Origin of the sequence: Streptomyces drozdowiczii, assembly GCF_026167665.1 — a bacterium.
GTDB lineage: Bacteria > Actinomycetota > Actinomycetes > Streptomycetales > Streptomycetaceae > Streptomyces > Streptomyces drozdowiczii_A.
On record NZ_CP098740.1, the window covers coordinates 506,006 to 530,452 of the forward strand.

A 24,447-nucleotide genomic window follows, 5' to 3' on the forward strand; every position below is an offset into this window, starting at 1 on the left:
TGATGCCGATTCAGCCACCGACGACGTGCGCGGCGAGCGAATCGTCATCGACAACGGACATGTGGACGCCATCGCTCCACGCATGGTCGACGGAAGCTTCCGCACTCTGTTCAAGGACAGCAGGACCACCGACGTCGTGTGGCGCGAGCCTTCGTCGGTGATCATGCATCTCACCGACAAGGGCGCACTGACCATTCCGGAGGAGGGCTACGACTTCCTGGGAGCCCCTGGCGACGTGGTGCATATGATCCCTCAGACCCAGAACCCGGACGTGCTCTGGGCGGGTTGGAGCACCGAGGCCTTCGGGGAGAGCGACCTCCGGGGGCCGTTCGAGCTGACTCTGCGTACGGTCGAGGGCCGGGGGCGCTGCTTCTCTTCGGGTGGTCGCCGTTCGGCGAGCCCGAGATGAAGTTCGACTCGCGTGACGGCCTCCCCGACGCGTACACCGTGCCGGCTCGCACCCACGAGCACTCCAACTGGGCCTTTACCCAACCAGGCGTCTACCGCCTCGGGTTCACTTTCAAGGCGACCCTCGCCTCGGGCGAGGACGTCTCCGACACGCAGACCTTCACCATGGCCGTGGGCGACGTCGATGTCGACTCCATCACCTTGCCTGGAGACGAGGAAGGCCAGACCGACGGAGGCACCACGGACGGGGGCCAAAGCGACGGAGGCACCACCGGCGGAGGCCAAACCGACGGAGGCACCACCGGCGGAGGCCAAACCGGCGGAGGCCAAGACACCGCGGGCTCAGCCACGGACGCAGGCACCGGCGGCGGCACCTCACCCCACGGCGAGCTGGCGCAGACCGGTGCCGGTGTCGCACTGCCCCTGGGTGCTTCCGGCGCGGCTCTCCTCGTCGCGGGCGCCGGAGCGGCCGTCTACCTGCACCGGCGTAGGACGCCGAACAAGCCGGTGTCCGACCCGAGGGCTGTCGCTGGAGAGGGATCACCCACCTCATGACTTCACACCACAACGCACGGTGGGCGGTGGCCGGAGCCGTCGGCTCCGTAGCCCTCGCCGCAGGACTGTCGCCAGCGGCTTTCGCCGAGACCGGTGACAACGGTGCCCAACAGGAGACCGTTCGTACGGCGCTCGAGGCCGACGTGGTCCTGAGCCTGCGAGACGGTCAGCTGGCACTGGACCTGCGCCCCCCGCAGGAGAACGCCGCTCCCGACGCGGATCTCGTGGTCGGTGCGGAAGCCGCCACCACTGTTCCGGCCGGGCAGGAGTACGCCTTCCTGGGTGAGCCGGGAAGCCGAGTCTGGATTCTGGACGGACGTCGGACGGGCACACCGATGCCGCACTGGGACACCAGTGACATATCTGCGCACGAGCTCGTCGACGGCTCCGTCGACTGGGCACTCACCGGAATCGACGGTCCAGGTGATGTCAAGGTCTTCCGGACCTCGCAGGCGACCGCCGCGACGGAGACGGGACCGCCGACGCCCGACGTGCTCTTCGACAGCGCTGACGGGCTCCCCGACACCCGTTCACTGCCGGCCGCTCAGAACGGCGAGGTCACCTGGGCCTTCACCCGGCCGGGAGAGTACCGGCTCACGTCTCGGGCGACCGCACACCTGGCCACGGGCCGTACCACCGTCGCCGACACCGAGTGGACCGTCCGGGTGGAGGACACGGTCCCCCGGAGACAGTCGTGCCCACCCCAATCCCCCGGCCGCCGACCGCCACCTCCCCCGAGGAGCCCACGAGTGGGCCGGAGACCGCCCGCGTGCTGACCGCCCCGGTCCAGGCACCCGCGGCCGCATCCGCGGCGGCAGACGGCATCGCGACCCAGAAGGTCGTCATCGACGACGGCCACGTCGACGCCATCGCCGGCAAGATGGTCGACGGAAAGCTGCGCGCCCTGTTCAAGGACAGTCGCAACCCCGCGAACATCGTCTGGCGCGAGCCCTCGTCCGTTGTCCTCCACGTCGACCAGGACGCCAAGGAGAAGGTGCCGTCCGGCAGCGTCTACTCCTTCCTGGGCAAGACCGGCAGCGACTTCTGGCTGATCCCGCAGGTGCAGAAGTCGGGTGTCGTCTGGGCCGGTTGGAACACCGAGGCGCTGGACTCCGGCGACCTCAAGGGTCCGATCGACATGAAGCTGACCAAGGTCAGCGGGCCCGGCTCCCTGGCCGTCTGGGAGACCGCGGGACTGGGCGGTGCTCAGGTTCTCTACAACAGCGCCGACGGCCTCCCCGACTCCCAGAAGGTGAACCTCGGTGTGCACGCGCACGGCAACTGGGGGTTCACCAAGCAGGGCGTCTACCAGGTGACCTTCAGGCTCAGCGGCGTGCTGGCCAACGGTCGATCCGCATCGGACACCCGGACCTACACCTTCGCGGTGGGAGATGTCGACCCGGACACGGTCAAGCCCGGCGGCGGTTCGGGAGACGGCGGCTCCACCGGTGGCGCGGGAAGCGGCGGTGGGTCCGACGACAGCTCCGGCAGCCCCGCGAGTGGCGCCGCCGGATCCGACGACAGCGGTTCGGCCTCAGGCGGCGACAAGCCCGGCGGAAGCCTGGCGCACACCGGCGGCGGACCGGCGCTGCCCCTGGCCGCCGGCGCGGGCGCGCTGGTGGTCGCGGGCGGTGCCGCCGTCGTCCTCGGCCGGCGCAGGCGCCGCACCGTACCGACCGGCGCCTCCCTGTAGCCGTAGGTGCCCTCAACTCTTCCTCGGCGCGGCGCCGGACGCTCTCTCGTCCGGCGCCGCGCCCCTGCTCCTGGGAGTCCCCTCATGCGTGTGCCCAGAACCGTCTTCCGGACACTGGCCGCGACCGCCGTCCTCGCCACCGCCGTCACCGGTTGCACCGGGCATGCCCGCCCGGCAGCCGACTCCGAGAATCCGGACGCGGCGCTGCGGGTGGTGACCACCACCGAGATCCTCGCCGATCTGGTCCGTCAGGTCGGAGGCGACCGCGTTCAGGTCGACTCGATCGTGCCGCCCGGCGGCGACCCGCACTCCTACGAACCCACCCCAAGGACGCCGACGCGGTGTCCAAGGCCGACGTCACCTTCACCAACCACGTGCTCCTGGAGGAGCACGCCCTCATCAAGACCGTCGACTCCAACGCCCGCAAAGGGGCACCGAACGTCTCCCTCGCAGAGGCGTCGGAGACGTACGGGGCGAACGTCATCCCGCTCGTGGAGGACATCGGCCTGGACGTTCTCTGGCTCGGCCTGCGGGTCCGCGGTGAGGGCGAGGCACGGGGAGCGACGCGCTCCTCGGACATCCTCCTCTCCGCCACGGGCGTCGAAGGCCCCGGCGAACTGGTCGCCTACCTCACGGAGTCGCTGGGCCGGCCGAACATCTATTTCAACTCGGCGGACGGCTTCTCCGACAAGGACACCACGAGTCTGCCGCCCGCAGCCCACACCCACCTCAACTGGGCCTTCACCGAACCCGGTGTGTACAGGCTCAGCCTCTCGGCGAAGCTGAAGAACGGCGACGCCGCCCCGCAGCCGGTCGGCGAGGGCACCTTCACCTTCGCCGTGGGCGTCGACCCCCACACCGTCGCCGGCCCCGGGGACACGATCCTCGACGACGGGCACACCGACCTGACCGTCAACATCGACTCCGGGAAGATGTCCGCCTTCACGGACCTGCGCGCGAAGGGCGAGCGGCAGGAGGAGATACCGCCGGGCGACGTCGTCATCGATGTGCCCAACCGGGCGCTGGTGAAGGTACCGAAGGAGAAGCGGTTCTCCTTCCTCGGCAAACCGGGCGCCGACATCCACCAGCTCCCCCAGGCGGTCCTCGGCAAGCATGTGCACGGTGAGATCGACCCGCACCTGTGGCAGGACGTACAGAACGCCAAGTCGTACGTGCAGTTGATCCGCGACACCTTGAAGAAGGCCGACCCGGAGGGTGCCGAGTCGTACGACGCATCCAGCCGGAAGTACGAGAACGAGCTGGACGAGGTGGACGCCTATGTACGCGAGCAGATCGCCGCGATACTCGCGGACAGAAGGCAGTTGATCACCACCCATGACGCCTTCGGGTACCTGGCGGACGCCTACGGCATGACCGTCGCCGGCTTCGTCGTACCCAATCCTGCCCAGGAGCCGAGCGCCGACGACGTGGAGAAGCTCTCGCGGACCATCAAGAACCTCGATGTTCCAGCCGTCTTCATGGAGCCGAACCTGGTCCAGCGCGCAACCGTGCTCACCCAGGTCGCCGAGGACCAGGGCGTGGATGTCTGCATGCTCTACGGCGACGCCTTCGACAAGGACACCCGGCACTACACCGACATGATGCGGCACAACGCCGACGAGCTCCGCTCCTGCCTCGGAGGCACGAAGAAGTGAACAGCAGACTCCTGCGCGGTTCCGCCACGGTCCTCGCCGCTCTCCTCCTTTCAACGGCCTCCGCCCTCCCGGCCCCCGCCGACAGCTCACCCTCCCCCGGGGCCGAGTCCGACGCCGCCCCGGAGACCGGCCGGGGCCACACCGTCATCGGCGCCGGTCACCTCGACATAGGACCGCGTTTCGGCGGCGGCGGGTGGACCGTACAGATCCGCGACGACACGGTCCGCCCGCCTGTATGGCGCGACACCGAGGACGTCGTCCTCCAGGTGAGGGACACCGCGAAGATCGAGGTCCCCGAGGACAAGACCTTCGCTTTTCTGGGGAAACCCGGCGACAAGGCGTGGCTGCTCCCCCAGGTCCAGCAGGACGGCGTGCTCTGGCCGGGCTGGAACAGCCAGGAGCCGAAGGTCGCCGCCGCGGTGGAGCGGGAGGTGACCTGGAAGCTCACCGACGTCAAGGGGCCGGGCGACTTCGTCCTCTTCCTCAACGGCAGCTTCGGCACCCCCACCGTGCTCTTCGACGGGCGGAAGAAGCTCCCGCAGGAGACCGGCATCGAGGTGAACACCCACGTCCACGGCAACTGGGCGTTCACCGCACCCGGCACCTACCTCCTCGACGTCTCGATGAGCGCGCGGACCAAGGACGGCAAGAGCCACGACAGCAAGCGCACCCTGCGGTTCTCGGTCGGCCCGCAGGACCCGCGGAAGGCATTCGCCGCGAAGGCCCCGGCCACCAGCACCACCGCCCGTGACGGCTCCGCCCTCATGGGGTGGGGAGCCGCCGCAGGCGTCGCCGTCGCGGTCATCGGCGGCACGCTGCTGTGGCGCCGCAACCGTCGCCCCGCCCCCGTACCCACCGCACATCAGGAAGGGACCGAGCAGTGACCGCGTCCATCACCCCGATACCCGCGCTGGACGTGCGGGGGCTCACGGTCGAACTCGGGGGCAGGCTCGCCCTCGTCGACATCGACCTCACCGTCGGCACCGGCGAACTCGTCGGCCTCATCGGTCCGAACGGCGCCGGCAAGACCACGCTGCTGCGTGCCGTCCTCGGCCTGCTGACACCGCAGACCGGCACTGTCCTCCTGGACGGCCGCCCGGCGGCCAGGCAGCGCGGCACGATCGGCTACGTACCACAACGCCATGAATTCGCCTGGGACTTCCCCCTCTCCGTCGAGAGCGCTGTGCTCACCGGCCGTACGCACCGGATCGGCTGGCTACGCCGCCCCGGTGCGGCCGACCGGGAGGCGGTCGAAGAGGCACTGGAACTGGTCGCCATGACCGCGCTGCGCCACCGTCCCATCGGCGAGCTGTCCGGCGGGCAGCGCCAGCGTGTCCTGGTCGCCCGAGCCCTTGCCCTCCGCCCGACCCTGCTGCTGCTGGACGAACCGTTCACCGGCCTCGACGTCCCCACCCAGGAACTGCTCACCGCCCTCTTCCTTCAGCTGCGCGGCAACGGCAGGGCCCTCCTGATGACCACGCACGACCTGCCCGCCGCCGCCGACATGGCCGGCCGGATCTGTCTCCTCAACAGGACGGTCATCGCCGACGGGCCGCCCGAGACCCTGCGCGACCCGGCCGTCTGGCTGCGGGCGTTCGGCGTCGCCAGGTCCGACCAGCTGCTGACCTCCCTGGGAGTGACCCGATGAGCGGGATCCTCGACTTCCTCACCGGCCCGTGGGAGCACCTGTTCATGCAGCGGGCCTTCGCGGTCGCCGTGATGTGCGGTGTGGTCTCCGGGGTGGTCGGCGCCCACGTCGTCCTGCGCGGCATGGCCTTCATCGGCGACGCCGTCTCGCACTCGGTCTTCCCCGGCGTGGCGATCGCCTTCGTCTTCCAGTTCAACCTCGTCCTCGGCGGGGCCGTCGCAGGTCTCCTCACCGCGCTGGCCGTGGCGGTGTTCTCGCAGAACAGGCGGCTCAAGGAGGACACCGTCATCGGCGTCTTCTTCGCCGCCGCCTTCGGTCTGGGCATCGTCGTCCTCAGCACCGCACCCGGCTACAGCGGCTCGCTCGAGTCCTTCCTCTTCGGCCAGATCCTCGGCATCAGCGACGGCGACGTGATCACGGTGGCCGTGATGGGACTGCTGCTGCTCCTCGTCGCAGGCGCGGTCCACAAGGAGCTGGTCACCGTCAGCCTGGACCGGGAGACGGCCAGAGCCGCCGGACTGCCCGTATTCGCCCTGGACATAGTCCTGTATGCGCTGGTGACCGTCACCGTGGTCATCTCGCTGCAAGCGGTCGGCAACATCCTGGTCCTGGCCCTGCTGATCACCCCCGCCGCCTGCGCCCGCCTCCTGACCGACCGCATCGGCGTCATGATGCTCCTCGCTCCGGCGATCGGCGCCGGCAGCGCGGTCGTGGGCCTGTACCTCTCGTACGCGTACAACCTCGCCGCGGGCGGTCTGATCGTTCTCGTGGTCACCGGCGTGTTCGTGGTGTGCTGGCTGTTCGCGCCCGGGCACGGTCTCGTGACGGCCCGGTGGCGCAGGCGCTCCGGTGATGTGCTCGCGGAACGGAACCAGGAGGCCGAGGCGTCCGGGCGTCCCGGGAGCGTTCGCGGCACCGCTCCGGCCGAGCAGTCACCGGGGGTGTGAACCGGATGCGGCGGCTTCTCGCTGTGGTGTGCGAGTTGACGGCGACTCTGGGCGCGGTGATGCTGCTCTTCGCCGTCCACCTCCTGTGGTGGACCAACCACACCGCCCGTGCCGAGGCGCGGGACGAGGTGCACCGCCTGGAACAGCGGTGGGAGCGGCCCGGGCCAGGTGAGGCGACGCGCGGTTCGCCGGCGGAAGACAGCCCGGCTGCCCCTGCGGCGCGGGACGGAGAGCGCCACGCCGAAGAACCACGCGGCACTTCCCCCGCCAGGGCGCGGCCCCCGGCGCCGTCCCAGTCGTTCGCCGTGCTCCGCATCCCCCGCCTCGGGCTGACGGTTCCCGTCGCCGAGGGCATAGACAACCACCGTGTCCTCGACCGGGGGTTCGTCGGCCACTACCCGGGTACCGCGATGCCCGGCGAGATGGGCAACGTCGCGCTCGCCGGGCACCGCAACGCCCACGGCGAACCCTTTCGTCATCTGGACCGGGTGCGACCGGGGGACGTGGTGACCCTGTCCACCGCGGGAGAAGACTTCACGTACGAGATCGACTCGGTACTGCCGCAGACCTCTCCCGCCGACAGCGCCGTACTCCAGCCTGTCCCCACCAGCGCCGCGGTCCGCCCTCCTGGCTCGGCGGGTTACCGGGAGCCGGGGCGCTACCTCACCCTGACCACCTGCACACCCGAGTTCACCTCTCGCTACCGAATGGTGGTGTGGGGGCACTTGTTGGAGAACCGACCCAGGTGAGTCGTCCAACTGCCCCAGCTGTAGGCGGCGTTACTGAAACATGCTCTTGCATGGCTACATGAATATGATTATCGTTACCAACCTCGGTGCCCACTCGGGCACCCCGAAGGGAGTAGCTGTGCGCAAAACCTCTCTCCGCCTGCTCATCGGCGCCACCGCCGTGACGGGCCTCCTGATGGCCGGGGGCCCGCCCAGGCGGCCTGCCCCATCCCGCTGGAGCACGGACATGTGGACGTCGTCGGTCTCGCCTACGAGGACGGCTCGCTCGACATAGCCGTGCACGACGAGAGCGGCACCGAGGAAGTCGAGTACGCACCCGAGGACGTCACCCTGCGCGCCCTGCCCGGCGCGAGGACCACGATCCCCGCCGACTCCGCCTACGCATTCCTCGGAACGGCCGGAAAGCCGGTCTGGATCCTGCCGGAGGTGCAGAACCCCGACCTGCTGTGGGCCGGCTTCGGCGCCGAGGAACTGGAGACGGGCATCCTCCAGGACGACGAGGTCGACGTCTCGTTCCTGTCGGTGCAGGGGCCGGGCCGCCTGGCCGTGTACACCGACGACGTCTTCGGCGAGCCGGAAACCGTACTGGTCAACAGCGGTGACGGGCTGCCCGACACGGTGGAGGTGCGGGCGGGCGAACATACGCATGCCAACTGGGCATTCACCAAGGCCGGTACCTACACCGTCAAGGTCAAGGCGGCCGCACACCTGGCCGCGGACGGATCGCCGGTCTCCTCCCGCACGGTCACGTACACCTTCGAGGTGCGGAAGTGACACTCGCCCTCAAGTCCCGCCACGCCCGGAGCGCCGGCGTCCTCGCTGCCGCGGCCGCGCTCCTCCTCGCGGTCGGCTCGCCCGCACACGCCGCTCCCGTCACCCTCACCAGCGGTCACGTCGATGCACTGGACGTGGATTACGCCTCCGGAGCCCTCACGCTCGATCTGCTGGACGAGACGACCGCCAGCGCGGTCGAGCGCGCCCCCGCGGACGTGACCCTGAGCGTGCCGGTGGCCGCCAAGCGCACCAACGTCCCCTCGACGACCCCTTGGGCCTTCCTCGGTACCGGGGGAACAGCGTGGATCCTGCCGCAGAGCCAGACCAGCGGGCTGCTGTGGGCCGGCTGGAACACCACGGGCGTCCCGAGCGGGACGTTCCAGAACGACAAGTTGACGTTCTCGCTGACCGGCGTCAGCGGGCCGGCCGGCTTCAGCGTCTACACCGCGTCGGGCAGCACCCCGACGGTCCTCTTCGACAGCGGCGACGGACTTCCTGACTCCCTGTCAGTGAGCACGGGAGCCCACACCCATGTCAACTGGGGCTTCGACGCCGCAGGCACCTACAAGGTGACCTTCAGCGTCAGCGGCGTCCTGGCCTCGACGGGCCGGACGGTCACCACCGGCGCCAAGACCTACACCTTCCAGGTCACCAACTGACTCCGCCACCCCTCTCCGTGCGGGCCGGTCGCCGATCGCGGCCGGCCCGCGCGGGTCCGGCACATCGACGCGACCGCGACACCCCAGCAGCAATGAAAACGACATTCATCTACACTTGGCCGCCGGGCTCCGCCCCGGACGCCTGCCGCATGCATCGAGGGGATATGCGCACATGCCTCCGTCCATCCTGAAGATCCGACGCGCCGCCTACGGACTCATCTCCGCACTCGCGGGCGACGTGCGTGGCGCGCGACCGCACCGGTGAACGGCTGGTCAAACACAGCTCAGCGCACCCGCCCCCGCGGCTTCAGCGCCACGTCAGGCAGTGCGGGGGCCGGGATCGGCGGCCCGTCGTAGCCGTGTACGGTTCCGAACCGGTCGCCGCCCATCCACTCCTCGCGGGCGCGGGCGATCTCGTCCTGGGTCCGGCCCACGAAGTTCCACCACATGATCAGCTCCTCCTCGAACGGCTCGCCGCCCAGGAGCATCAGGCCCGCGTCTGACTCCGCGCGGAGCGGGAGGTCCGTGCGGCCGCAGCCGAGGTAGAGCATGGAGCCGGGGAGGACCGGGACGCCGTCGACCTCGGCCTCGCCGGACATCGAGAGCACGGCGTACTCGAAGTCCGGGTCCAGGGGGAGGCGGGCCCGCGCGCCCCGGGTCAGGGAGAGGTCGGCGCCCACGATCGGGGTGTACGCGGTGCCGGGCGAGGTGGCGCCGTCGAGGTCGCCCAGGATCACCGTGGCCGTGAGGCCGGGGGCGGTGACCGTGGGCAGGTCGCTGTGGTGCTGGAAGTGGGGCTCGGTGAAGCGGTGCGCGTCCGGGAGCGCCACCCAGAGCTGGGCGCCGTGGAGCAGGGCGGCGTGCTGCTTGGGGCTCTCCTCGGAGTGGCTGATCGCCCGGCCGGAGGTCATCAGGCCCAGTTCACGCGGGCGGACCGTCTGGAGGCTGCCGAGGCTGTCGCGGTGCAGGACCTCGCCCTCGTGCAGCCAGCTGACCGTCTGGAGGCCCATGTGCGGGTGCGGCGGCACCTGCATCCCCGGTTCGTCGGCGATGTCGTCGGGGCCGTAGTGGTCCACGAAGGCCCAGGCGCCGACCATCCGGCGGCCCAGGTTGGGCAGCAGCCTGCGGACCTCCGTGGACTCGCCGAGCCGCACCTTGCGCGGGGCGAGCAGTTCACGTACGGGCTCCGCGACGACGAAACCCCGGCCCCCGCAGACGGTGGGGACGGCCTGGCGATCGAGATTGCTCATGGCGCTCAACCTATTCCGCTGCGAGTGGGGGTCGGGTGACGCCCACGCCGGACGATTAGTGGAATGTTAAACGACCTAGGGGTGTTGTGCGGACCGGACGACCATCCGACCGAGGAGACGACATGAGCGACGGCTACTACGAGTTCGGCACCGCCGCCGAGCGCTGGGAGCGTGCGGGGTTCTTCTTCGACGCGAAGGAGTACACGACCGCCGCCCGCATCCTGGACGGACTCGTCGCGGAGGTCCCCGAGCAGGTCGCGCCCCGGCTGCTGCTGGCCCGCGCCTATTACCACTCGGCGAGCCTCGGCCGGGCCGAGACGGAGCTTCGCGCGGTTCTGGAGCGCGATCCGGTGGAGCACTACGCCCGCCTGATGCTCGGCCGGACCCTGGAGCGCCAGGGGCGGCAGGCCGAGGCGGACACGCAGTTGCGCCTCGCCGCCGCGCTGTCCGGTGACCTCGGGCCCGCGTAGACATGTATTTCGGGTGCCTGGAGCCACGGCCGCGTGATACTCCACAGGACCATGACCGATCTTGAGACGCCGCGTCTGGTCCTGCACCCGATGACCCCCGCCGACGCCGAGCACGTCGCCGCCGGTTCGCCCCCGGCCGGGGCGCGCTGGGCGCCCGGCTACCCCTCCCCCGGTGAGCGGGGGGCCGCCTCGCGCTACCTCGCGACCTGCGCGGACACCGGTGATCCCAGCCCGTTCTGCTCGTACGGGATACGGCTCCGCACCGACGGCCTGGTCATCGGTGGCATCGGCTTCCACGGCGCGCCCGACGACCGGGGCGGTGTGACCATCGGCTACGGGCTGGTGGAGTCGGCGCGCGGACGGGGCTACGCCTCCGAGGCGCTCCGGGCGCTGCTCCGGTTCGCCAGGGAACAGGGCGTCGCCCGGGTGCGCGGGGACGCCGACGCGGACAACGTCCCCTCGCAGCGCGTCATGACGGCGGCCGGGATGCGCCTCGTGGGTGAGGACGCCTCGCTGAAGTACTACCTGGCCGAGTGGGCGGCGTAGCAACGGGCGGAGCCCGCCGGTGGCCACCCGGCGGGCTCGAACCGTTGCGGCGGGCGTCAGCCCAGGGCGGCAGCCGTCCGGCCGCCCGCGAGCGCGTCGGTCCTCGGCACCAGCAGCCGTTCGGTGAGGTGGCCGAAGACCAGGCCGAAGGTGGTCCACAGCGTGGCCTGCACCGCGAGCGTGGCCAGCCGGAACTGCCACAGCAGCGTGGCCGGGAAGTCCTTGCCGACCTCGTTGAACGAGGGCAGGAACACATAGGCGAGGGCGATCAGCAGGACGTAACCGGCCGCTGCGGCGACCGTCGCGTTCCAGTTGCCCAGGCGGGGGGCCAGCCGCTTGCCGACGATGACGGCGGCGACCGCGAGCAGCACACTGAGGGCGACCATGAGGAAGAACAGCGCGGTGCGTTTGCCGATGGTGTCGGGGTTGCCGACGGCCGGCGGGTTGGCCGGGTACTTCAGGAACGGCACGAGGTACACGCTCAGCAGCGCGGCACCCGCGATCAGCGCGGCCGTGGCCCTCGGCCCGAACCGGCCCATGCGGCCCAGCGCGTAGCAGAAGACGAGCGCGGCGATGCCGCCGACCGCGACGCCGAAGACGAGCACACCGGTGGCCAGGCCCGCGGTGGACTGCATGCCGCGGCTGACGAGTTCCTCGCCGGCACCGTGGTCGTGGCCGTGCGCGCTGTGGGCCGCCTCTTCGAGCGCGATGGCCGCGTCCACGCGGGATTCACCGAGGAAGTAGGCGACGACCAGAGCGAGCGCGCCCGCGACCAGGCCGGCCAGCATGCCGCGGACCAACAGGGCTCTGACGGATATGGAGTTCATGTGGGATTCCCCTGGATCAGCCGGTAGGACGTTCAGTGGCAGGGGAACCCGAGGAGGTGGCGCCCGTCGTGGACCCACTCGTGGACGCCTTCGCCCGAGATGACGGCCGTGGCGCCCTGCTCGGCGCCGACGAAGTAGAGCAGGACCAGCATGAGGATGCCGAAGAAGACCGCCCAAGGGGCGATGGCCTTCAGGGAGATGGGGGTGACGGCGGATGCGCCGGTGGCGGGGGCAGCAGTCTGCGCCATGGCAGAACCTCCTGTGGGAACACGCGTCCCGATCGTGGTGCCTGAGACGAAGGTGCTGGGTCTGACTTCCCGCGTGCGCGGGTACACAGTGGCGCGACCGTGCCGGATTCTCACCGGACTTCCGTCACACCCTCGTCATGTCGCCGCGACCATACCCCCTGGACACCGGGCGCCGCCATGCCCCTTACAAGCCGTCCGCGGGGCCCGGATGCCATGGTGTGCTTGGCCGTGGGGCCGATGTTCCGGGAGTTGAGGGTGGTCATGACGGTACGGGTGATGTTGATCTCACCGGCGATGAACGCGGGGCTGCGCGAGGCCCGGTTCGCCGGTGACGCCGCGCTCGACGCGTCGGGCGTGCGGGCCGCCCGGCTGGCCGCGCCGCACGTCCCGGACGCGGACCGGGCGGTGCACGGGCCGTCCGAGCGGTGCCTCCGGACGGCGGAGGCGCTGGGTCTGCGCTCGACGGAGGAACCCGCTTTGCAGGACTGGGAGTTGGGGCGGTGGTCGGGGGCCCGGCTGGACGAGGTGAGCGCGCGGGAGCCGGAGGGGGTGGCGGCCTGGCTGGCCGACCCGTCCGCCGCCCCGCACGGCGGCGAGTCGCTGCTCGCCCTGTGCGCCAGGGCGGGGGCCTGGCTCGACTCGCTGAGCGGTGAGGGCCGGGTGCAGGCCGTCACCGAACCGTCCCTGGTACGCGCGGCCGTGGTCCACGCGCTGGCGCTGCCTCCGCAGGCGTTCTGGCGCCTCGACGTCGCCCCGCTCGCTCTGACGGAGCTGACCGGCCGCTCGGGGCGCTGGAACCTCCGCGTCGGACGCCCGCTCGCCGGTGGGCCCGGCGAGCGGGCAGCGGACCGGGGGGCGCCCTGAGCCGGACGTGCAAGAACTGTCGTCCGTACCGGAGCCTTGACACCCCGATGGTTCACTTCTTAAATCACGTAGTGAACTAAAGCACCATCATCCCCCACGCGATGGTCATGCCCCCACTTGTCATATGCATGACGCATCGCATGTCCCCGTCCCGCACGGGAAGGAACGTTCATGAACTCCCCCCACCTGACCAGGCGTCTCCTGGTCCCCGCTCTCTCGGTTCTCGCCCTGGTCGCCACCACGTCCGGCCTCGCGTCGGGCGCCCCCAGGCAACCGGAAAGGGTCTCCGCCGCCGCGACGACGTTCTCCGACGAGTTCGACGGACCGGCCGGTTCGGCCGTGGACGGCAGCAAATGGCAGATCGAGACCGGTGACAACGTCGACAACCACGAGCGGCAGTACTACACCTCCGGCAACAACAACGCCGCACTCGACGGCCAGGGCCACCTGGTCATCACCGCCCGCAAGGAGAACCCCTCCAACTACCAGTGCTGGTACGGCACTTGCGAGTACACCTCGGCACGGCTGAACACCTCGGGCAAGTTCACCCAGACCTACGGGCATGTCGAGGCGCGCATGAAGATCCCGCGCGGACAGGGCATGTGGCCCGCCTTCTGGATGCTCGGCGACGACATCGGGCAGGTCGGCTGGCCCAACTCCGGTGAGATCGACATCATGGAGAACGTCGGCTTCGAGCCCTCCACCGTCCACGGCACCCTGCACGGACCGGGCTACTCCGGCTCCGGCGGCATCGGCGCCGGCTACACCCTGCCCGACGGTCAGGCATTCGCCGACGACTTCCACACCTTCGCCATCGACTGGGCCCCCGACTCCATCACCTGGTCGGTCGACGGAAACGTCTACCAGCACCGCACCCCGGCCGACACCAACGGCAACGCCTGGGCCTTCAACAAGCCCTTCTTCCTCATCCTCAACCTGGCGGTCGGCGGCTACTGGCCCGGCGACCCCGACGGCAACACCGCCTTCCCCAGCGAACTCGTCGTCGACCACGTCCGCGTCACCACCAGCGACAGCGCGCCTCCGGCCTGATCGCGCAGGTCCCGCCGGGCCGTCGCCCGGCGGGACCTGCGGATCATCCCTACCCCCGGTACGTCTCCAGCAGCCTCAGCCACACCTCGCTGATCGTCGGGTACGACGGGACCGCATGCCACAGGCGGGCGACGGGGATCTCCCCCGCGACCGCCATCGTCGCCGAGTGGAGCAGTTCACCGATGCCGGGGCCGACGAAGGTGACGCCCAGCAGGACTTCGCGGTCGAGGTCCACGACCATGCGGGCGCGGCCCTTGTAGCCGTCCGCGTACAGGCCGGACCCGGCCACGGATGCGAGGTCGTAGTCGACGGCGCGGACCCGGTGGCCGGCCTGTTCCGCCTCGGCCAGGGAGAGGCCCACCGACGCGGCCTCCGGGTCGGTGAAGACGACCTGCGGGACGGCCGCGTGGTCGGCGGTCGCCGCGTGGGCGCCCCAGCGGGCGGTGTCCAGCGGCTTGCCCTGCGCGCGGGCACCGATCGCGTCGCCCGTGATGCGGGCCTGGTACTTGCCCTGGTGGGTCAGGAGCGCGCGGTGGTTGACGTCGCCGGCCGCGTAGAGCCAGTCCGTGCCCTCGACCAGGCAGGTGTCGTCCACGGTGAGCCAGGAGCCGGGTTCCAGGCCGACCGTCTCCAGGCCCAGGTCGTCGGTGCGCGGGGCGCGGCCGGTGGCGAAGAGGACCTCGTCGGCCTCCACGCTCTCGCCGTTGTCGAGTTCCACGGTGACCGGTCCTCCGCCACCCGCGCGGCGTACGGCGGTGGCCGAGACGCCCGTACGGATGTCCGCTCCGGCCTCGGTCAGCGCCTCGGCGACCAGCTCACCGGCGAACGGCTCCATGCGGGGCAGGAGCCCCTCGCCGCGTACGAGCATGGTGACCTTCGCACCGAGCGCGTTCCACACGGTGGCCATCTCCACACCGACGACTCCCCCGCCGACCACGACGAGCCGGCCGGGGACCTCCTTGGCGCTCGTCGCCTCGCGGCTGGTCCAGGGGCGGGCGTCCTCGATGCCGGGGAGGCCGGGGACCACGGCCCTGCTGCCCGTGCAGACGGCGACGGCGTGCCGGGCGGTGAGCCGGTGTTCGGTGCCGTCCGGCGCGGTGACGGTGACCTGCTTGGGACCGGTCAGCCGGCCGTGGCCACGGAAGATGTCGGCGCCGATCCCGTCGAGCCAGGCGGCCTGGCCGTCGTCCTTCCAGTGCGAGGTGTACTCGTCGCGGTGGGCGAGGACGGCGGCGGCGTCCAGCGGTCCCTGGACGGCGCCGCTCAGTCCGGGGACGCGGCGGGCGTCGGCGCGGGCGACGACGGGGCGCAGGAGCGCCTTGCTCGGCATGCACGCCCAGTAGGAGCACTCGCCGCCGATCAGTTCCGACTCGACCACGGCGGTGGTCAGCCCGGCGGCCCGGGCCCGGTCGGCCACGTTCTCTCCCACCGGACCGGCTCCGATGACCACGACGTCGTACGCGACAGGCTCCGCTGCATGTGTCATGCGCCCCATTCTGGCGGGGGGTGTGGGCGTCGGCCACATGGGCAGGCACGGAATAGCACGAGAACGGGCACCGTTGACCCGGACACGTCTCATACGGGCACAGGAAGAGGGAGCAACGCATGAGCACCGTAGAGCTCACCAAGGAAAACTTCGACCAGGTCGTCAGCGACAACGAGTTCGTCCTGATCGACTTCTGGGCTTCCTGGTGCGGCCCGTGCCGGCAGTTCGCCCCGGTGTACGACGCGGCGTCCGAGCGCCACGCGGACCTGGTCTTCGCCAAGGTCGACACGGAGGCGCAGCAGGAGCTGGCGGCGGCCTTCGACATCCGGTCGATCCCCACGCTGATGATCGTCCGGGACAACGTGGCGGTCTTCGCGCAGCCCGGCGCGCTGCCGGAGGCGGCCCTGGAGGACGTCATCGGCCAGGCCAGGAACCTGGACATGGACGAGGTCCGCAAGGCCGTCGAGGCCGAGCAGCAGAAGGGCAAGGCGGAGGGGCAGCAGTAGGGCCGCCGCCCCTCCCTTTCACGGCAGGGCGGCCTCAGGTGTCCGTGCCGCGCTCCGCGACCCGGGCCGAGAGCCCGTACGCGAGTTCCGAGCCGTCGACGAGCAGGCCCTCGACGGCCTTGGTCCTGGGGTCGATGTCGGCCACCATGCCGTCGCCTGCGTACCGGGGGTAGCCGGTCTCGCCCGTCTCACCCGTGGCGGTGACCACGGCCGACCGGATGGCGGCGCCCGGCCCCCCGCCGTCGGAGCCCCTGGCCGCCGCGCCCCTGACGCTGGCCCCCGTCGCGCCTTCCCCGGCCGCGGGGGCCTTGTCGTCGGTGTATTCGGGGACGATGAGGATTTCGTAGCTCTGCGGATCGCTCATGGTCATGACGCTAGGGCCTGGGCGGTGCGCCGCGCACGTCGTCGGGGTGACTGACTCATGGCGCCGGGCAGCCTTCCGGACCGTCGCGACACACCGGCGCTCAGGCTGTCCGGGCGGACCGCCTAGGGTGTGGCGATGACGATCCAGCACCGCGACAGTTACGACGAGCCGGCCGCCTTCCCGGGCCGGACCGGTTCCACGGCCACCGCCGAGGCCGATCCGCGCGAGGTGGGCCCGGTCCGCACCTCGTACGCCCCCGACCGGGACGGCGCGCCCGACCCCGGGGAGATCGTCTGGACCTGGGTGCCGTTCGAGGAGAACGACGGGCGCGGCAAGGACCGGCCGGTCCTGGTCGTGGCGCGGGAGGCGAAGGGCACGCTGCTGGCCGTGCAGCTCTCCAGCAAGCAGCACGACATGGACCGGGAGTGGGTGGCGCTGGGCGCGGGCCCCTGGGACAGCTCGGGGCGTCCGTCCTGGGTGGACCTGGACCGGGTCCTGCGGGTCCATGAGGACGGGATGCGGCGCGAGGCGTGCGCCCTGGACCGGGCCAGGTTCGACCTGGTCGCCGGGCGGCTGAGGGAGCGTTACGGCTGGGCGTGAGGGCTCCCGCCGGGCCCGACCCTCACCCTCGACCTGAGGGTGAGGGTCACCCCCGGTCGGCGAACACCCGGTCGAATGCCACCCGGGTGGGCGCATCCTCGTCGCGGCCGAGGATGCCGAAGACGACCTCCTCGAAGTGGCCCGCGAAGCGGCCCTCCCCGGTGAGCAGCGCGCGGAAGGCGCCCGCCACCTCCGCCGGGTCGTTGCGGAAGACGCCGCAGCCCCAGGCGCCCAGGACCAGCCTGCGGTAGCCGCCCACCGTCGCGACCTCCAGCACCCGTTCGGCCCGGGCGGCCAGTACGGCCGGGATGCGGTGTGCCTCCTGCGGGGTCCGGGCGCGGATGACCCCGGCGTTGGGGGCCGGCGAGGTGAGGAAACCGGCCGTGTACGGGGCGTCGAGCAGCCGGCCGCGGTCGTCGCGGAAGACCGGCACACCCGGCGAGTGGATGACCCGGTCGGTGTAGAACGCGTCGCGTTCGCCGCGGTGGTGGGCGTAGAAGCCGGGCGCCCGCAGCAGCGTGGCGTACAGCGCGGAGCTTCGGCACAGGGCCTCCTCCTGCGCCTGGGCGCCGTTCAGGAAGCCGCCGCCGGGGTTGCGGGCGGAGGCGTAGTTCAGGACGGCGACCTCGCCGGGGCGTTCGCGGGTCATCCGGGCGGCCGCCTGGAGGCTGCTCTCGCCGGTGACCTCGATGACCGGGGTCCGGTCCCGGTCGGGGACGGCCTCCACCGGCTCGGGGCCGTACAGCCGCGTACCCGCGAGGGCGGCCGCCACACCCTTCTCGATGCTGATGTCGCGGCCGTTTCCGGCGCGGTAGGAACCCGCCCGGACGATGGCCTCCGTTTCGCGCGCGATTCCGCGCAGCCGGGCGCTCATGAGCCCTCCCCCTTATGGTGCATACGGGGCATGATCGGCGTTCTTCTCCCGGACACGCAATCGAATTTCCGGCGAAGAAGGCGCTCTTGTGCGATGCCTCAGCAGCGGTTTGGGTAGGACGGACGCACCGGAACAAGGAGGCCCGGCATGTCATCCGAGACACCCGGCGGCCATGGTCCGCCACCCGGTCAGGCCCCGCCCCTCGGTGAGGGCGAGGCGGAGGATTTACTGCGCGGCATCTGTTTCAAGACGGGGCCGCCGCGCACGGTGGGCGTCGAGCTGGAATGGCTCCTGCACGACCGCGACCAACCGCGTCGCACCGTCCCGCCCGAGCTGCTGGAGGCGGCCGCGACGGCCGTCCGGGCGCTGCCCCTGAGCGCGGCGCTGACCTTCGAACCCGGCGGCCAGCTGGAACTCAGCTCGCGCCCCGCCGCTTCCCTGATGGCGTGTGTCGAGGACACCGCCGCCGATCTCACCGCCGTGCGCGCCGCCCTCGGCGGGCTGGGCCTCGCCCCGGCCGGACTGGGCGTCGATCCCTGGCAGACCCCGCGCCGGCTCCTGCGCGAGCCCCGGTACGAGGCCATGGAGCAGGCCCTCGACCGGTGGGGCCCGGCCGGTCGCGCCATGATGTGCACCACCGCCTCCGTCCAGGTCTGCCTGGACGCCGGGGAGGAGGAGCCCGGTCCGCTCGGGTACGCGCGGCGCTGGCAGCTGGCCCACCTGCTGGGCGCCGTCCTGGTGGCGGCCTTCGCCAACTCGCCGTACCGGGAGGGCGCGCCGACGCCCTGGCGGTCCACCCGCCAGGCGCTGTGGGCCGACCTGGATCCGAAGCGGACACTGGCCCCCGACGGGCTGCTGCCGCCCCGGGACGCCTGGGCCGCGCACGTCCTGGACACCCCCGTGCTGTGCGTGCGGGGCGAGGGGCCGTGGCAGGTGCCGGACGGGCTCACGTTCCGCGACTGGATCCGGTCCGGAGAGCCCGGACGCCCGGACCGGAGCGACCTGGACTACCACATCACCACGCTGTTCCCGCCGGCCCGGCCGCGCGGGCACCTGGAGCTGCGCATGATCGACGCGCAGCCCGGTGAGGACGGCTGGATCGTGCCCCTCGCCGTCACGACCGCCCTGTTCGACGACCCGGAAACCGCGGAGACGGTGTACCGGACCGTGAAGCCGCTCGCCGAGACGGCCGGGGCGGGCGCCGCTCCGCGCAATCCGCTGTGGACCGCGGCCGCCCGCGACGGCCTGGCCGACCCGGAGCTGCGCCAGGCGGCGGACCTCTGCTTCCGGCTCGCCCTGGAGGCGCTGCCCCGGCTGGGCGCGAGCGTCGCGGTACGGGACGCGGTCGCCGGCTTCCACGACCGCTATGTCGCCCGGGGCAGATGCCCCGCCGACGACCTGCGGGACCTGCTCACCACGGGCGGGGCGCGCCGCCCGGCCCATCCGAAGGGGACCCTGTCATGACCGAATCCCCCGCGCCCCCGCACGCCGGGGACGCCGAGGCGCTGCGCGAGCACGCGCTCGCCGCGCTGCTCACCGCCCGCAGGCGCACCGCGCTCCTCACCGACAGCGTGGACGACCACGAGCTGACCGCCCAGCACTCGCCGCTGATGTCGCCGCTGGTCTGGGACCTGGCGCACATCGGCAACCAGGAGGAGCTGTGGCTGCTGCGCGGTGTGGCGGGGCGGGAGGCGATGCGCCCGGAGATCGACGGACTGTACGACGCCTTCGAGCATCCGCGCGCCACCCGGCCCACCCTGCCGCTGCTGGCGCCCGACGAGGCCCGTTCGTACGCCTCCGAGGTACGCGGCAGGGCGCTGGACGTGCTGGAGTCCGCGCCGCTCGGGGACGGACCCGCGCTGGTCAGGGCCGGGTTCGCCTTCGGGATGATCGCCCAGCACGAGCAGCAGCACGACGAGACGATGCTGATCACGCATCAGCTGCGTACGGGACCTGCCGCGCTGACGGCCCCGGAGCCGCCGCGCGCGGCGGACGACGCCTTGGCGCTGCCCGCCGAGGTCCTGGTGCCCGGCGGTCCGTTCACGATGGGCACGTCGGCCGAGCCGTGGGCCCTGGACAACGAACGCCCGGCACACCGGCGGGACGTTCCCGGGTTCGTCATCGACACGGCTCCGGTGACGTGCGGCGCGTACCGGGCGTTCATCGAGGACGGCGGCTACGACGAGCAGCGGTGGTGGGCGCCCGAGGGCTGGGCGATGGTCCGGGAGCACGAGCTGCGCGCCCCGCTGTTCTGGCACCGGGACGCCGGGCAGTGGCTGCGGCGGCGCTTCGGGGTGACCGAGCCCGTGCCGGACGACGAGCCGGTGGTGCACGTCAGCTGGTACGAGGCCGACGCGTACGCGCGCTGGGCGGGCCGCAGGCTGCCGACCGAGGCGGAGTGGGAGAAGGCGGCGCGCCACGACCCCGTCTCCGGGCGCTCGCGCCGCTATCCGTGGGGCGACGAGGACCCGACACCGGAGCGGGCCAATCTGGGGCAGCGCCATCTGCGGCCCGCGCCCGCCGGGGCGTATCCGGCCGGGCGGGCGCCGTGCGGGGCGGGTCAGCTGATCGGTGACGTGTGGGAGTGGACGGCGAGCGACTTCCTGCCGTATCCGGGGTTCACGCCGTTCCCGTACCGCGAGTACTCGGAGGTGTTCTTCGGCCCGGAGCACAAGGTGCTGCGGGGCGGCTCGTTCGCGGTGGACGCGGTGGCCTGCCGGGGCACGTTCCGCAACTGGGACCTGCCGGTCCGGCGGCAGATCTTCTCCGGGTTCCGGACCGCGAGGGATCTCTGATGTGCCGTCATATCGCCTACCTGGGGCCGCCGGTCGCCCTGGGCGAGCTGCTGTCGCGCCCGGCGCACTCCCTGGTACGGCAGTCCTGGGAGCCCCGCCGCCAGCGCCACGGCACGGTCAACGCGGACGGCTTCGGGGTCGGCTGGTACGCGGAGGGCGACCCGGTCCCGGGCCGCTACCGCCGCCAGGGCCCCGTCTGGGGCGACCAGACCTTCGCCGACCTGGTCCGGGTGGTCCGCAGCCACGCCCTGCTCGCCGCGGTCCGGGACGCGACCGGCGCCGATCCGGACGGCGAGGCGGCCGCGGCGCCGTTCGCCGCGGACCGGGTGCTGTTCAGCCACAACGGGGCGGTGCGGGGCTGGCCCGGTTCGATGGCCTCGGTGGCGGCGACCCTGCCCCCGGCCGAGCTGCTGCGGCTCGCGGCGCGCAGCGACTCCGCCCTGGTCTGGGCCCTGGTGCGGCACCGGCTCGCGACGGGCGACCCGCTCGCGCAGGCCGTGGCGGACACCGTGCCGGAGGTGGCGGAGGCGGCGCCGGGCTCCCGGCTCAACCTGCTGCTCACCGACGGCCGCTCCCTCGTGGCCACCGCCTGGGGCGACACCCTGTGGCATCTCACCGAGCCCGGCCGGCACACGGTCGTCGCCTCGGAGCCGTACGACGACGATCCCCGCTGGTCCGAGGTGCCCGACCGCACCCTGCTGACCGCGACCGCCGGAGACGTCCTGCTGACCCCGCTGAAGGAGCCCCGAGCGTGAAGCCCTTCCTGCTGACCCGCACCCTGCCCGAGGACGCGACGGACGCGGCGCTGCGCGCCGATGTGCTGCACGGCCTGTCCCGGCGCCCGAAGACGCTGCCGCCCAAGTGGTTCTACGACGCCCGCGGCAGCGAACTGTTCGAGGAGATCACCCGGCTCCCCGAGTACTACCCGACGCGCGCCGAGCGGGAGATCCTGATCGACCGGGCCGGTGAGATCGCCGCCGCGTCCGGCGCCCGCACCCTGGTCGAGCTGGGTTCCGGATCGTCGGAGAAGACCCGCCATCTGCTGGACGCGCTGGCGGACCTGCACAGTTACGTGCCGGTCGACGTCAGCGAGAGCGCGTTGCGCGGGGCGGCGGAGGCCCTGCTGAAGGAGCGGCCGGGGCTGTCCGTGCACGCGCTGATCGCCGACTTCACGGCCGGGCTCACGCTGCCGGAGACGCCCGGGCCCCGGCTGGTGGCGTTCCTCGGCGGCACCCTCGGCAATCTGCTGCCGGCCGAGCGGTCGGTGTTCCTGAAGTCGGTACGCGATCTGCTGGCGCCCGGGGACACGCTGCTGCTCGGCACGGACCTGGTGAAGGACGAGGAGGTGCTGGTCGCGGCGTACGACGACGCGGCGGGGGTGACGGCGGCGTTCAACCGCAACGTGCTGTCGGTCGTCGACCGGGAGCTGGGCGCGGACTTCGTGCCGGAGGACTTCGCGCATGTGGCGCGGTGGAATCCGCGTGAGGAGTGGATCGAGATGCGGCTGCGCGCCCGCCGGTCCTTGACGGTGAAGATTCCGGAGCTGGATCTGGTGGTGCCGTTCGAGGCGGGTGAGGAGCTGCGCACCGAGGTGTCCGCGAAGTTCCGCGAGGACGGGGTGCGCGGCGAGCTGGCCGCGGCGGGGCTCCGTCTGGCCCACTGGTGGACGGACTCCGAGGACAGGTTCGCGCTGTCCCTGTCCACGGTGGACTGACCGTCCGCGGTACGGGTACGGGGCCGGCGCCGGCCGGTCCCGTACCCGCGCCGGGGGTCAGCTGCCGGCGAGCACCGCGGTGATCTTGTCGGAGGCGGTCTTCGCCTCGGTCGCCGGGTCACCGCCCTGGAGGACCGCCGTCATGTACGCCTTGATCGGGTTGTCGGCCTCGACCGCGGCCCACTGCGGGGAGTTGGGGGTGGCGTGGCCGCGCGTGGCGCCCTCGGCCATCGCGGCGGTGCTCTCCTCGCCCTCGATGACATGGGCCAGGGCGGGCTTGTTGGGGACGTAGCTCATCGTCTTGGCCAGGTCCTCCTGCCACTTGGCCCCGGCCAGCGCCTTGATGACCTCGTAGGCGGCGCTGCGCTGGTTGGACTTCTGCGGCACGATGAGGTCGGAGCCGCCGGTGAACACCGAGCCGGGCGCCTTGGCGGTCTTGCCGGGAATCGGGAAGTAGCCGAGCTTGCCCTTGAGTTCGGGGTTCTTCTTCTCGATCAGGGTCGCCGTGCTGGGGGTGGAGATGATCTGGGCGACATTTCCCTCGGCGAACACATCGGCCTGCGGGGGCTTTTCCTCGTCGGCGTCCTTGGGCCCGTTGCCCAGTGCCTGGAGCTCGGAATAGAAGTCCATGCCCTTGAGCGCGGCGGGCGTGTCGAGAGCGCCCGCCCAGTCGCCGTCCCGGTCGTCGGCGAGTTGGCCGCCCTCGTCCCAGATGAATCCGGCGAGAACGTACCAGTTCTGGCCGGGCAGATACATGCCCTGGATTCCGTCGCGGTTCAGTTTCCCGGTGTCGGCGATCCACTGCGCGCGCGTCTTCGGCGGGTTCTTGATGCCCGCGTCCGCGAAGATGTCCTTGTTGTAGATCACCACGCGGTTGGCCGCGTACCACGGGATGCCGTACTGGACGCCGCCGATGCTCCCCGGCTCGGCGAGACCGGGCAGCCAGTCCTCTCTGCCCAGGTCACGCATGGATTCGAGGGTGAGGTCGCGCAGGTTGCCGCTCTCGGCGTACTGGGCGACCTGGGTGTTGCCGACCTCGATGACGTCGGGGGTCTCCTTGCCGGCGAGGGCCTCCAGGACCTTGGGGCCGATGCCGCCCCATTCCTGGATCTTGAACTCCAGTTCGACCGAGGAGTGCTCGTCCTCGTACGACTTCTTGAAACGGTCCAGGAAGTCGGCGGTAACGCTGTCCTTCATCAGCCAGATCGTCACCTTCTTGCCGTCGGAGCCGCCGGTGCCGGGGATCACGCCGCAGCCACCCAGCGCAACAGTGGAAACAAGGGCGACAGCTCCGACGAGCATGCGGTTTTTCACGATTCACCTTCTGCGGAACGGCAGGACGAAATTTGCGGACCCGGTGTGGGGGACTGCGGGCTGCGCTCGCACGGGCGTGGCTGGATTTTGGTATGGACCAATACTTTGGTCAAGCGCGGTCACGGACCCGCGCGATGGCCGCGATCCCTCGCGAACCGGGCCGAGGTAGGGCACCTTGGTAGGGACGAGAGGAGTCAAACCGTGTCGAACCACACGTATCGCGTCACCGAAATCGTAGGAACCTCCCAGGAGGGGGTGGACGAGGCGATTCGCAACGGTGTCGCAAGAGCCTCGGAAACGTTGCACAATCTCGACTGGTTCGAGATCACGCAGGTGCGCGGGCAGATCGAAAATGGCCGGATCGCGCACTATCAGGTCGGCCTGAAAGTGGGCTTCCGGCTCGACGACCCGAAGTGACGCGGGGGCCCGTCGCCCCGCGCGTACGCGCCCG

General features: G+C 71.4%; 27 protein-coding genes and 2 pseudogenes. 22 read left to right on the plus strand and 7 right to left on the minus strand.

Annotated features, from left to right (window positions below; translation table 11 throughout):
- Window positions 1–82: 82 nt before the first annotated feature.
- From NEH16_RS02290 to NEH16_RS02335, 11 genes and pseudogenes are all read left to right on the plus strand, one after another.
- A pseudogene (locus tag NEH16_RS02290) lies at window positions 83–963 on the plus strand (choice-of-anchor M domain-containing protein).
- The gene (locus NEH16_RS02295) at window positions 960–1,739 is read left to right on the plus strand and encodes a choice-of-anchor M domain-containing protein (RefSeq protein WP_265538792.1); all 780 of its coding nucleotides are present in this window, start codon (window positions 960–962) and stop codon (window positions 1,737–1,739) included. The pseudogene NEH16_RS02290 and the gene NEH16_RS02295 overlap by 4 nt, the downstream one beginning before the upstream one ends.
- Complete coding sequence (locus NEH16_RS02300) at window positions 1,658–2,656, plus strand: TIGR03773 family transporter-associated surface protein (protein WP_265538794.1); 999 nt, start codon at window positions 1,658–1,660, stop codon at window positions 2,654–2,656. Before NEH16_RS02295 ends, NEH16_RS02300 begins: the two co-directional genes overlap by 82 nt.
- Window positions 2,657–2,740: 84 nt before the next feature.
- A pseudogene (locus NEH16_RS33830) lies at window positions 2,741–2,929 on the plus strand (ABC transporter substrate-binding protein); the annotation flags it as partial.
- 68 nt (window positions 2,930–2,997) lie between these two features.
- Complete coding sequence (locus NEH16_RS02305; RefSeq protein ID WP_430523741.1) at window positions 2,998–4,311, plus strand: anchored repeat ABC transporter, substrate-binding protein; 1,314 nt, start codon at window positions 2,998–3,000, stop codon at window positions 4,309–4,311.
- Window positions 4,308–5,195: a TIGR03773 family transporter-associated surface protein gene (locus NEH16_RS02310; RefSeq protein WP_265538796.1), complete on the plus strand. Its 888-nt coding sequence runs from the start codon at window positions 4,308–4,310 to the stop codon at window positions 5,193–5,195. The genes NEH16_RS02305 and NEH16_RS02310 overlap by 4 nt, the downstream gene beginning before the upstream one ends.
- Window positions 5,192–5,959, plus strand: a complete 768-nt coding sequence (locus tag NEH16_RS02315; RefSeq protein ID WP_265538798.1) for an anchored repeat-type ABC transporter ATP-binding subunit — start codon at window positions 5,192–5,194, stop codon at window positions 5,957–5,959. Before NEH16_RS02310 ends, NEH16_RS02315 begins: the two co-directional genes overlap by 4 nt.
- A complete protein-coding gene (locus tag NEH16_RS02320) occupies window positions 5,956–6,906 on the plus strand; it encodes an anchored repeat-type ABC transporter permease subunit (RefSeq protein WP_265538800.1) in 951 nt (316 codons plus the stop codon). The genes NEH16_RS02315 and NEH16_RS02320 overlap by 4 nt, the downstream gene beginning before the upstream one ends.
- A gap of 5 nt (window positions 6,907–6,911) precedes the next feature.
- Window positions 6,912–7,655 carry a class E sortase gene (locus NEH16_RS02325; RefSeq protein WP_265538802.1) on the plus strand — a complete coding sequence of 248 codons (744 nt, stop codon included), beginning with the start codon at window positions 6,912–6,914 and terminating at the stop codon, window positions 7,653–7,655.
- Between the two features lie 228 nt (window positions 7,656–7,883).
- The gene (locus tag NEH16_RS02330) at window positions 7,884–8,429 is read left to right on the plus strand and encodes a choice-of-anchor M domain-containing protein (RefSeq protein ID WP_265538804.1); all 546 of its coding nucleotides are present in this window, start codon (window positions 7,884–7,886) and stop codon (window positions 8,427–8,429) included.
- Complete coding sequence (locus NEH16_RS02335) at window positions 8,426–9,088, plus strand: choice-of-anchor M domain-containing protein (RefSeq protein WP_265538806.1); 663 nt, start codon at window positions 8,426–8,428, stop codon at window positions 9,086–9,088. The genes NEH16_RS02330 and NEH16_RS02335 overlap by 4 nt, the downstream gene beginning before the upstream one ends.
- 284 nt (window positions 9,089–9,372) lie before the next feature.
- On the opposite strand, the gene NEH16_RS02340 is transcribed toward NEH16_RS02335, so the two are convergent.
- Window positions 9,373–10,338, minus strand: a complete 966-nt coding sequence (locus NEH16_RS02340; RefSeq protein WP_265538808.1) for a pirin family protein — start codon at window positions 10,336–10,338, stop codon at window positions 9,373–9,375.
- Window positions 10,339–10,460: 122 nt separating this feature from the next.
- Between NEH16_RS02340 and NEH16_RS02345 the strand changes: the two genes are divergently transcribed.
- Together NEH16_RS02345 and NEH16_RS02350 are read left to right on the plus strand one after the other, a co-directional pair.
- Entirely contained in the window at window positions 10,461–10,808 is a 348-nt protein-coding gene (locus NEH16_RS02345; protein WP_073967216.1) for a tetratricopeptide repeat protein, read from the plus strand.
- Between the two features lie 51 nt (window positions 10,809–10,859).
- Window positions 10,860–11,354: a GNAT family N-acetyltransferase gene (locus tag NEH16_RS02350; RefSeq protein WP_265538811.1), complete on the plus strand. Its 495-nt coding sequence runs from the start codon at window positions 10,860–10,862 to the stop codon at window positions 11,352–11,354.
- A 56-nt stretch (window positions 11,355–11,410) separates the two neighbouring features.
- Here the strand turns inward: NEH16_RS02350 and NEH16_RS02355 are convergent, their stop codons facing one another.
- Window positions 11,411–12,181 carry a CbtA family protein gene (locus NEH16_RS02355; RefSeq protein WP_265538813.1) on the minus strand — a complete coding sequence of 257 codons (771 nt, stop codon included), beginning with the start codon at window positions 12,179–12,181 and terminating at the stop codon, window positions 11,411–11,413.
- Between the two features lie 32 nt (window positions 12,182–12,213).
- Window positions 12,214–12,429, minus strand: coding sequence for a CbtB domain-containing protein (locus NEH16_RS02360; protein WP_265538815.1), 216 nt, complete (start codon window positions 12,427–12,429; stop codon window positions 12,214–12,216).
- Window positions 12,430–12,690: 261 nt separating this feature from the next.
- Between NEH16_RS02360 and NEH16_RS02365 the strand changes: the two genes are divergently transcribed.
- Together NEH16_RS02365 and NEH16_RS02370 are read left to right on the plus strand one after the other, a co-directional pair.
- The gene (locus NEH16_RS02365) at window positions 12,691–13,293 is read left to right on the plus strand and encodes a histidine phosphatase family protein (protein WP_265538817.1); all 603 of its coding nucleotides are present in this window, start codon (window positions 12,691–12,693) and stop codon (window positions 13,291–13,293) included.
- Window positions 13,294–13,464: 171 nt separating this feature from the next.
- Window positions 13,465–14,343 carry a glycoside hydrolase family 16 protein gene (locus NEH16_RS02370; RefSeq protein ID WP_265538819.1) on the plus strand — a complete coding sequence of 293 codons (879 nt, stop codon included), beginning with the start codon at window positions 13,465–13,467 and terminating at the stop codon, window positions 14,341–14,343.
- A 49-nt stretch (window positions 14,344–14,392) separates the two neighbouring features.
- Here NEH16_RS02370 and NEH16_RS02375 read toward each other — a convergent pair whose 3' ends face one another.
- Window positions 14,393–15,829 (minus strand): dihydrolipoyl dehydrogenase family protein, encoded by a 1,437-nt coding sequence (locus tag NEH16_RS02375; RefSeq protein WP_265538821.1) that lies wholly within the window; start codon window positions 15,827–15,829, stop codon window positions 14,393–14,395.
- 119 nt (window positions 15,830–15,948) lie between these two features.
- On the opposite strand from NEH16_RS02375, the gene trxA reads away from it, so the two are divergent.
- A complete protein-coding gene (gene trxA / locus NEH16_RS02380) occupies window positions 15,949–16,335 on the plus strand; it encodes a thioredoxin (protein WP_073967220.1) in 387 nt (128 codons plus the stop codon).
- Window positions 16,336–16,369: 34 nt separating this feature from the next.
- Here trxA and NEH16_RS02385 read toward each other — a convergent pair whose 3' ends face one another.
- Complete coding sequence (locus NEH16_RS02385; RefSeq protein ID WP_073967221.1) at window positions 16,370–16,705, minus strand: hypothetical protein; 336 nt, start codon at window positions 16,703–16,705, stop codon at window positions 16,370–16,372.
- 129 nt (window positions 16,706–16,834) lie between these two features.
- Between NEH16_RS02385 and NEH16_RS02390 the strand changes: the two genes are divergently transcribed.
- Entirely contained in the window at window positions 16,835–17,299 is a 465-nt protein-coding gene (locus NEH16_RS02390; protein ID WP_073967222.1) for a type II toxin-antitoxin system PemK/MazF family toxin, read from the plus strand.
- A 46-nt stretch (window positions 17,300–17,345) separates the two neighbouring features.
- Here NEH16_RS02390 and NEH16_RS02395 read toward each other — a convergent pair whose 3' ends face one another.
- Complete coding sequence (locus NEH16_RS02395) at window positions 17,346–18,173, minus strand: TIGR02452 family protein (protein WP_265538825.1); 828 nt, start codon at window positions 18,171–18,173, stop codon at window positions 17,346–17,348.
- 147 nt (window positions 18,174–18,320) lie between these two features.
- Between NEH16_RS02395 and egtA the strand changes: the two genes are divergently transcribed.
- Genes egtA through egtD form a run of 4 tightly spaced genes read left to right on the plus strand, consistent with a single transcriptional unit; the run spans window position 18,321 to window position 22,682 of the window.
- Window positions 18,321–19,637, plus strand: a complete 1,317-nt coding sequence (gene egtA / locus NEH16_RS02400; protein ID WP_073967224.1) for an ergothioneine biosynthesis glutamate--cysteine ligase EgtA — start codon at window positions 18,321–18,323, stop codon at window positions 19,635–19,637.
- A complete protein-coding gene (gene egtB / locus NEH16_RS02405) occupies window positions 19,634–20,968 on the plus strand; it encodes an ergothioneine biosynthesis protein EgtB (protein ID WP_265538828.1) in 1,335 nt (444 codons plus the stop codon). The genes egtA and egtB overlap by 4 nt, the downstream gene beginning before the upstream one ends.
- Window positions 20,968–21,723: an ergothioneine biosynthesis protein EgtC gene (gene egtC / locus NEH16_RS02410; protein WP_265538830.1), complete on the plus strand. Its 756-nt coding sequence runs from the start codon at window positions 20,968–20,970 to the stop codon at window positions 21,721–21,723. Before egtB ends, egtC begins: the two co-directional genes overlap by 1 nt.
- Entirely contained in the window at window positions 21,720–22,682 is a 963-nt protein-coding gene (gene egtD / locus NEH16_RS02415; protein WP_265538832.1) for an L-histidine N(alpha)-methyltransferase, read from the plus strand. Before egtC ends, egtD begins: the two co-directional genes overlap by 4 nt.
- A 57-nt stretch (window positions 22,683–22,739) precedes the next feature.
- On the opposite strand, the gene NEH16_RS02420 is transcribed toward egtD, so the two are convergent.
- Entirely contained in the window at window positions 22,740–23,996 is a 1,257-nt protein-coding gene (locus tag NEH16_RS02420; RefSeq protein ID WP_265538834.1) for an extracellular solute-binding protein, read from the minus strand.
- 201 nt (window positions 23,997–24,197) lie between these two features.
- Here NEH16_RS02420 and NEH16_RS02425 point away from each other — a divergent pair, with 201 nt between their 5' ends.
- The gene (locus NEH16_RS02425) at window positions 24,198–24,413 is read left to right on the plus strand and encodes a dodecin (RefSeq protein WP_073967229.1); all 216 of its coding nucleotides are present in this window, start codon (window positions 24,198–24,200) and stop codon (window positions 24,411–24,413) included.
- Window positions 24,414–24,447: the final 34 nt, after the last annotated feature.

Excerpts from the sequence above, each read along its gene's own strand:
- NEH16_RS02295 (WP_265538792.1), top strand. The coding sequence starts at position 960 with ATGACTTCACACCACAACGCACGGTGGGCGGTGGCCGGAGCCGTCGGC.
- NEH16_RS02320 (WP_265538800.1), top strand. The coding sequence starts at position 5,956 with ATGAGCGGGATCCTCGACTTCCTCACCGGCCCGTGGGAGCACCTGTTC.
- NEH16_RS02325 (WP_265538802.1), top strand. The coding sequence starts at position 6,912 with ATGCGGCGGCTTCTCGCTGTGGTGTGCGAGTTGACGGCGACTCTGGGC.
- NEH16_RS02340 (WP_265538808.1), bottom strand. The coding sequence starts at position 10,338 with ATGAGCAATCTCGATCGCCAGGCCGTCCCCACCGTCTGCGGGGGCCGG.
- NEH16_RS02345 (WP_073967216.1), top strand. The coding sequence starts at position 10,461 with ATGAGCGACGGCTACTACGAGTTCGGCACCGCCGCCGAGCGCTGGGAG.
- NEH16_RS02350 (WP_265538811.1), top strand. The coding sequence starts at position 10,860 with ATGACCGATCTTGAGACGCCGCGTCTGGTCCTGCACCCGATGACCCCC.
- NEH16_RS02355 (WP_265538813.1), bottom strand. The coding sequence starts at position 12,181 with ATGAACTCCATATCCGTCAGAGCCCTGTTGGTCCGCGGCATGCTGGCC.
- NEH16_RS02360 (WP_265538815.1), bottom strand. The coding sequence starts at position 12,429 with ATGGCGCAGACTGCTGCCCCCGCCACCGGCGCATCCGCCGTCACCCCC.
- NEH16_RS02365 (WP_265538817.1), top strand. The coding sequence starts at position 12,691 with ATGACGGTACGGGTGATGTTGATCTCACCGGCGATGAACGCGGGGCTG.
- NEH16_RS02370 (WP_265538819.1), top strand. The coding sequence starts at position 13,465 with ATGAACTCCCCCCACCTGACCAGGCGTCTCCTGGTCCCCGCTCTCTCG.
- NEH16_RS02375 (WP_265538821.1), bottom strand. The coding sequence starts at position 15,829 with ATGACACATGCAGCGGAGCCTGTCGCGTACGACGTCGTGGTCATCGGA.
- trxA (WP_073967220.1), top strand. The coding sequence starts at position 15,949 with ATGAGCACCGTAGAGCTCACCAAGGAAAACTTCGACCAGGTCGTCAGC.
- NEH16_RS02385 (WP_073967221.1), bottom strand. The coding sequence starts at position 16,705 with ATGACCATGAGCGATCCGCAGAGCTACGAAATCCTCATCGTCCCCGAA.
- NEH16_RS02390 (WP_073967222.1), top strand. The coding sequence starts at position 16,835 with ATGACGATCCAGCACCGCGACAGTTACGACGAGCCGGCCGCCTTCCCG.
- NEH16_RS02395 (WP_265538825.1), bottom strand. The coding sequence starts at position 18,173 with ATGAGCGCCCGGCTGCGCGGAATCGCGCGCGAAACGGAGGCCATCGTC.
- egtA (WP_073967224.1), top strand. The coding sequence starts at position 18,321 with ATGTCATCCGAGACACCCGGCGGCCATGGTCCGCCACCCGGTCAGGCC.
- egtB (WP_265538828.1), top strand. The coding sequence starts at position 19,634 with ATGACCGAATCCCCCGCGCCCCCGCACGCCGGGGACGCCGAGGCGCTG.
- egtC (WP_265538830.1), top strand. The coding sequence starts at position 20,968 with ATGTGCCGTCATATCGCCTACCTGGGGCCGCCGGTCGCCCTGGGCGAG.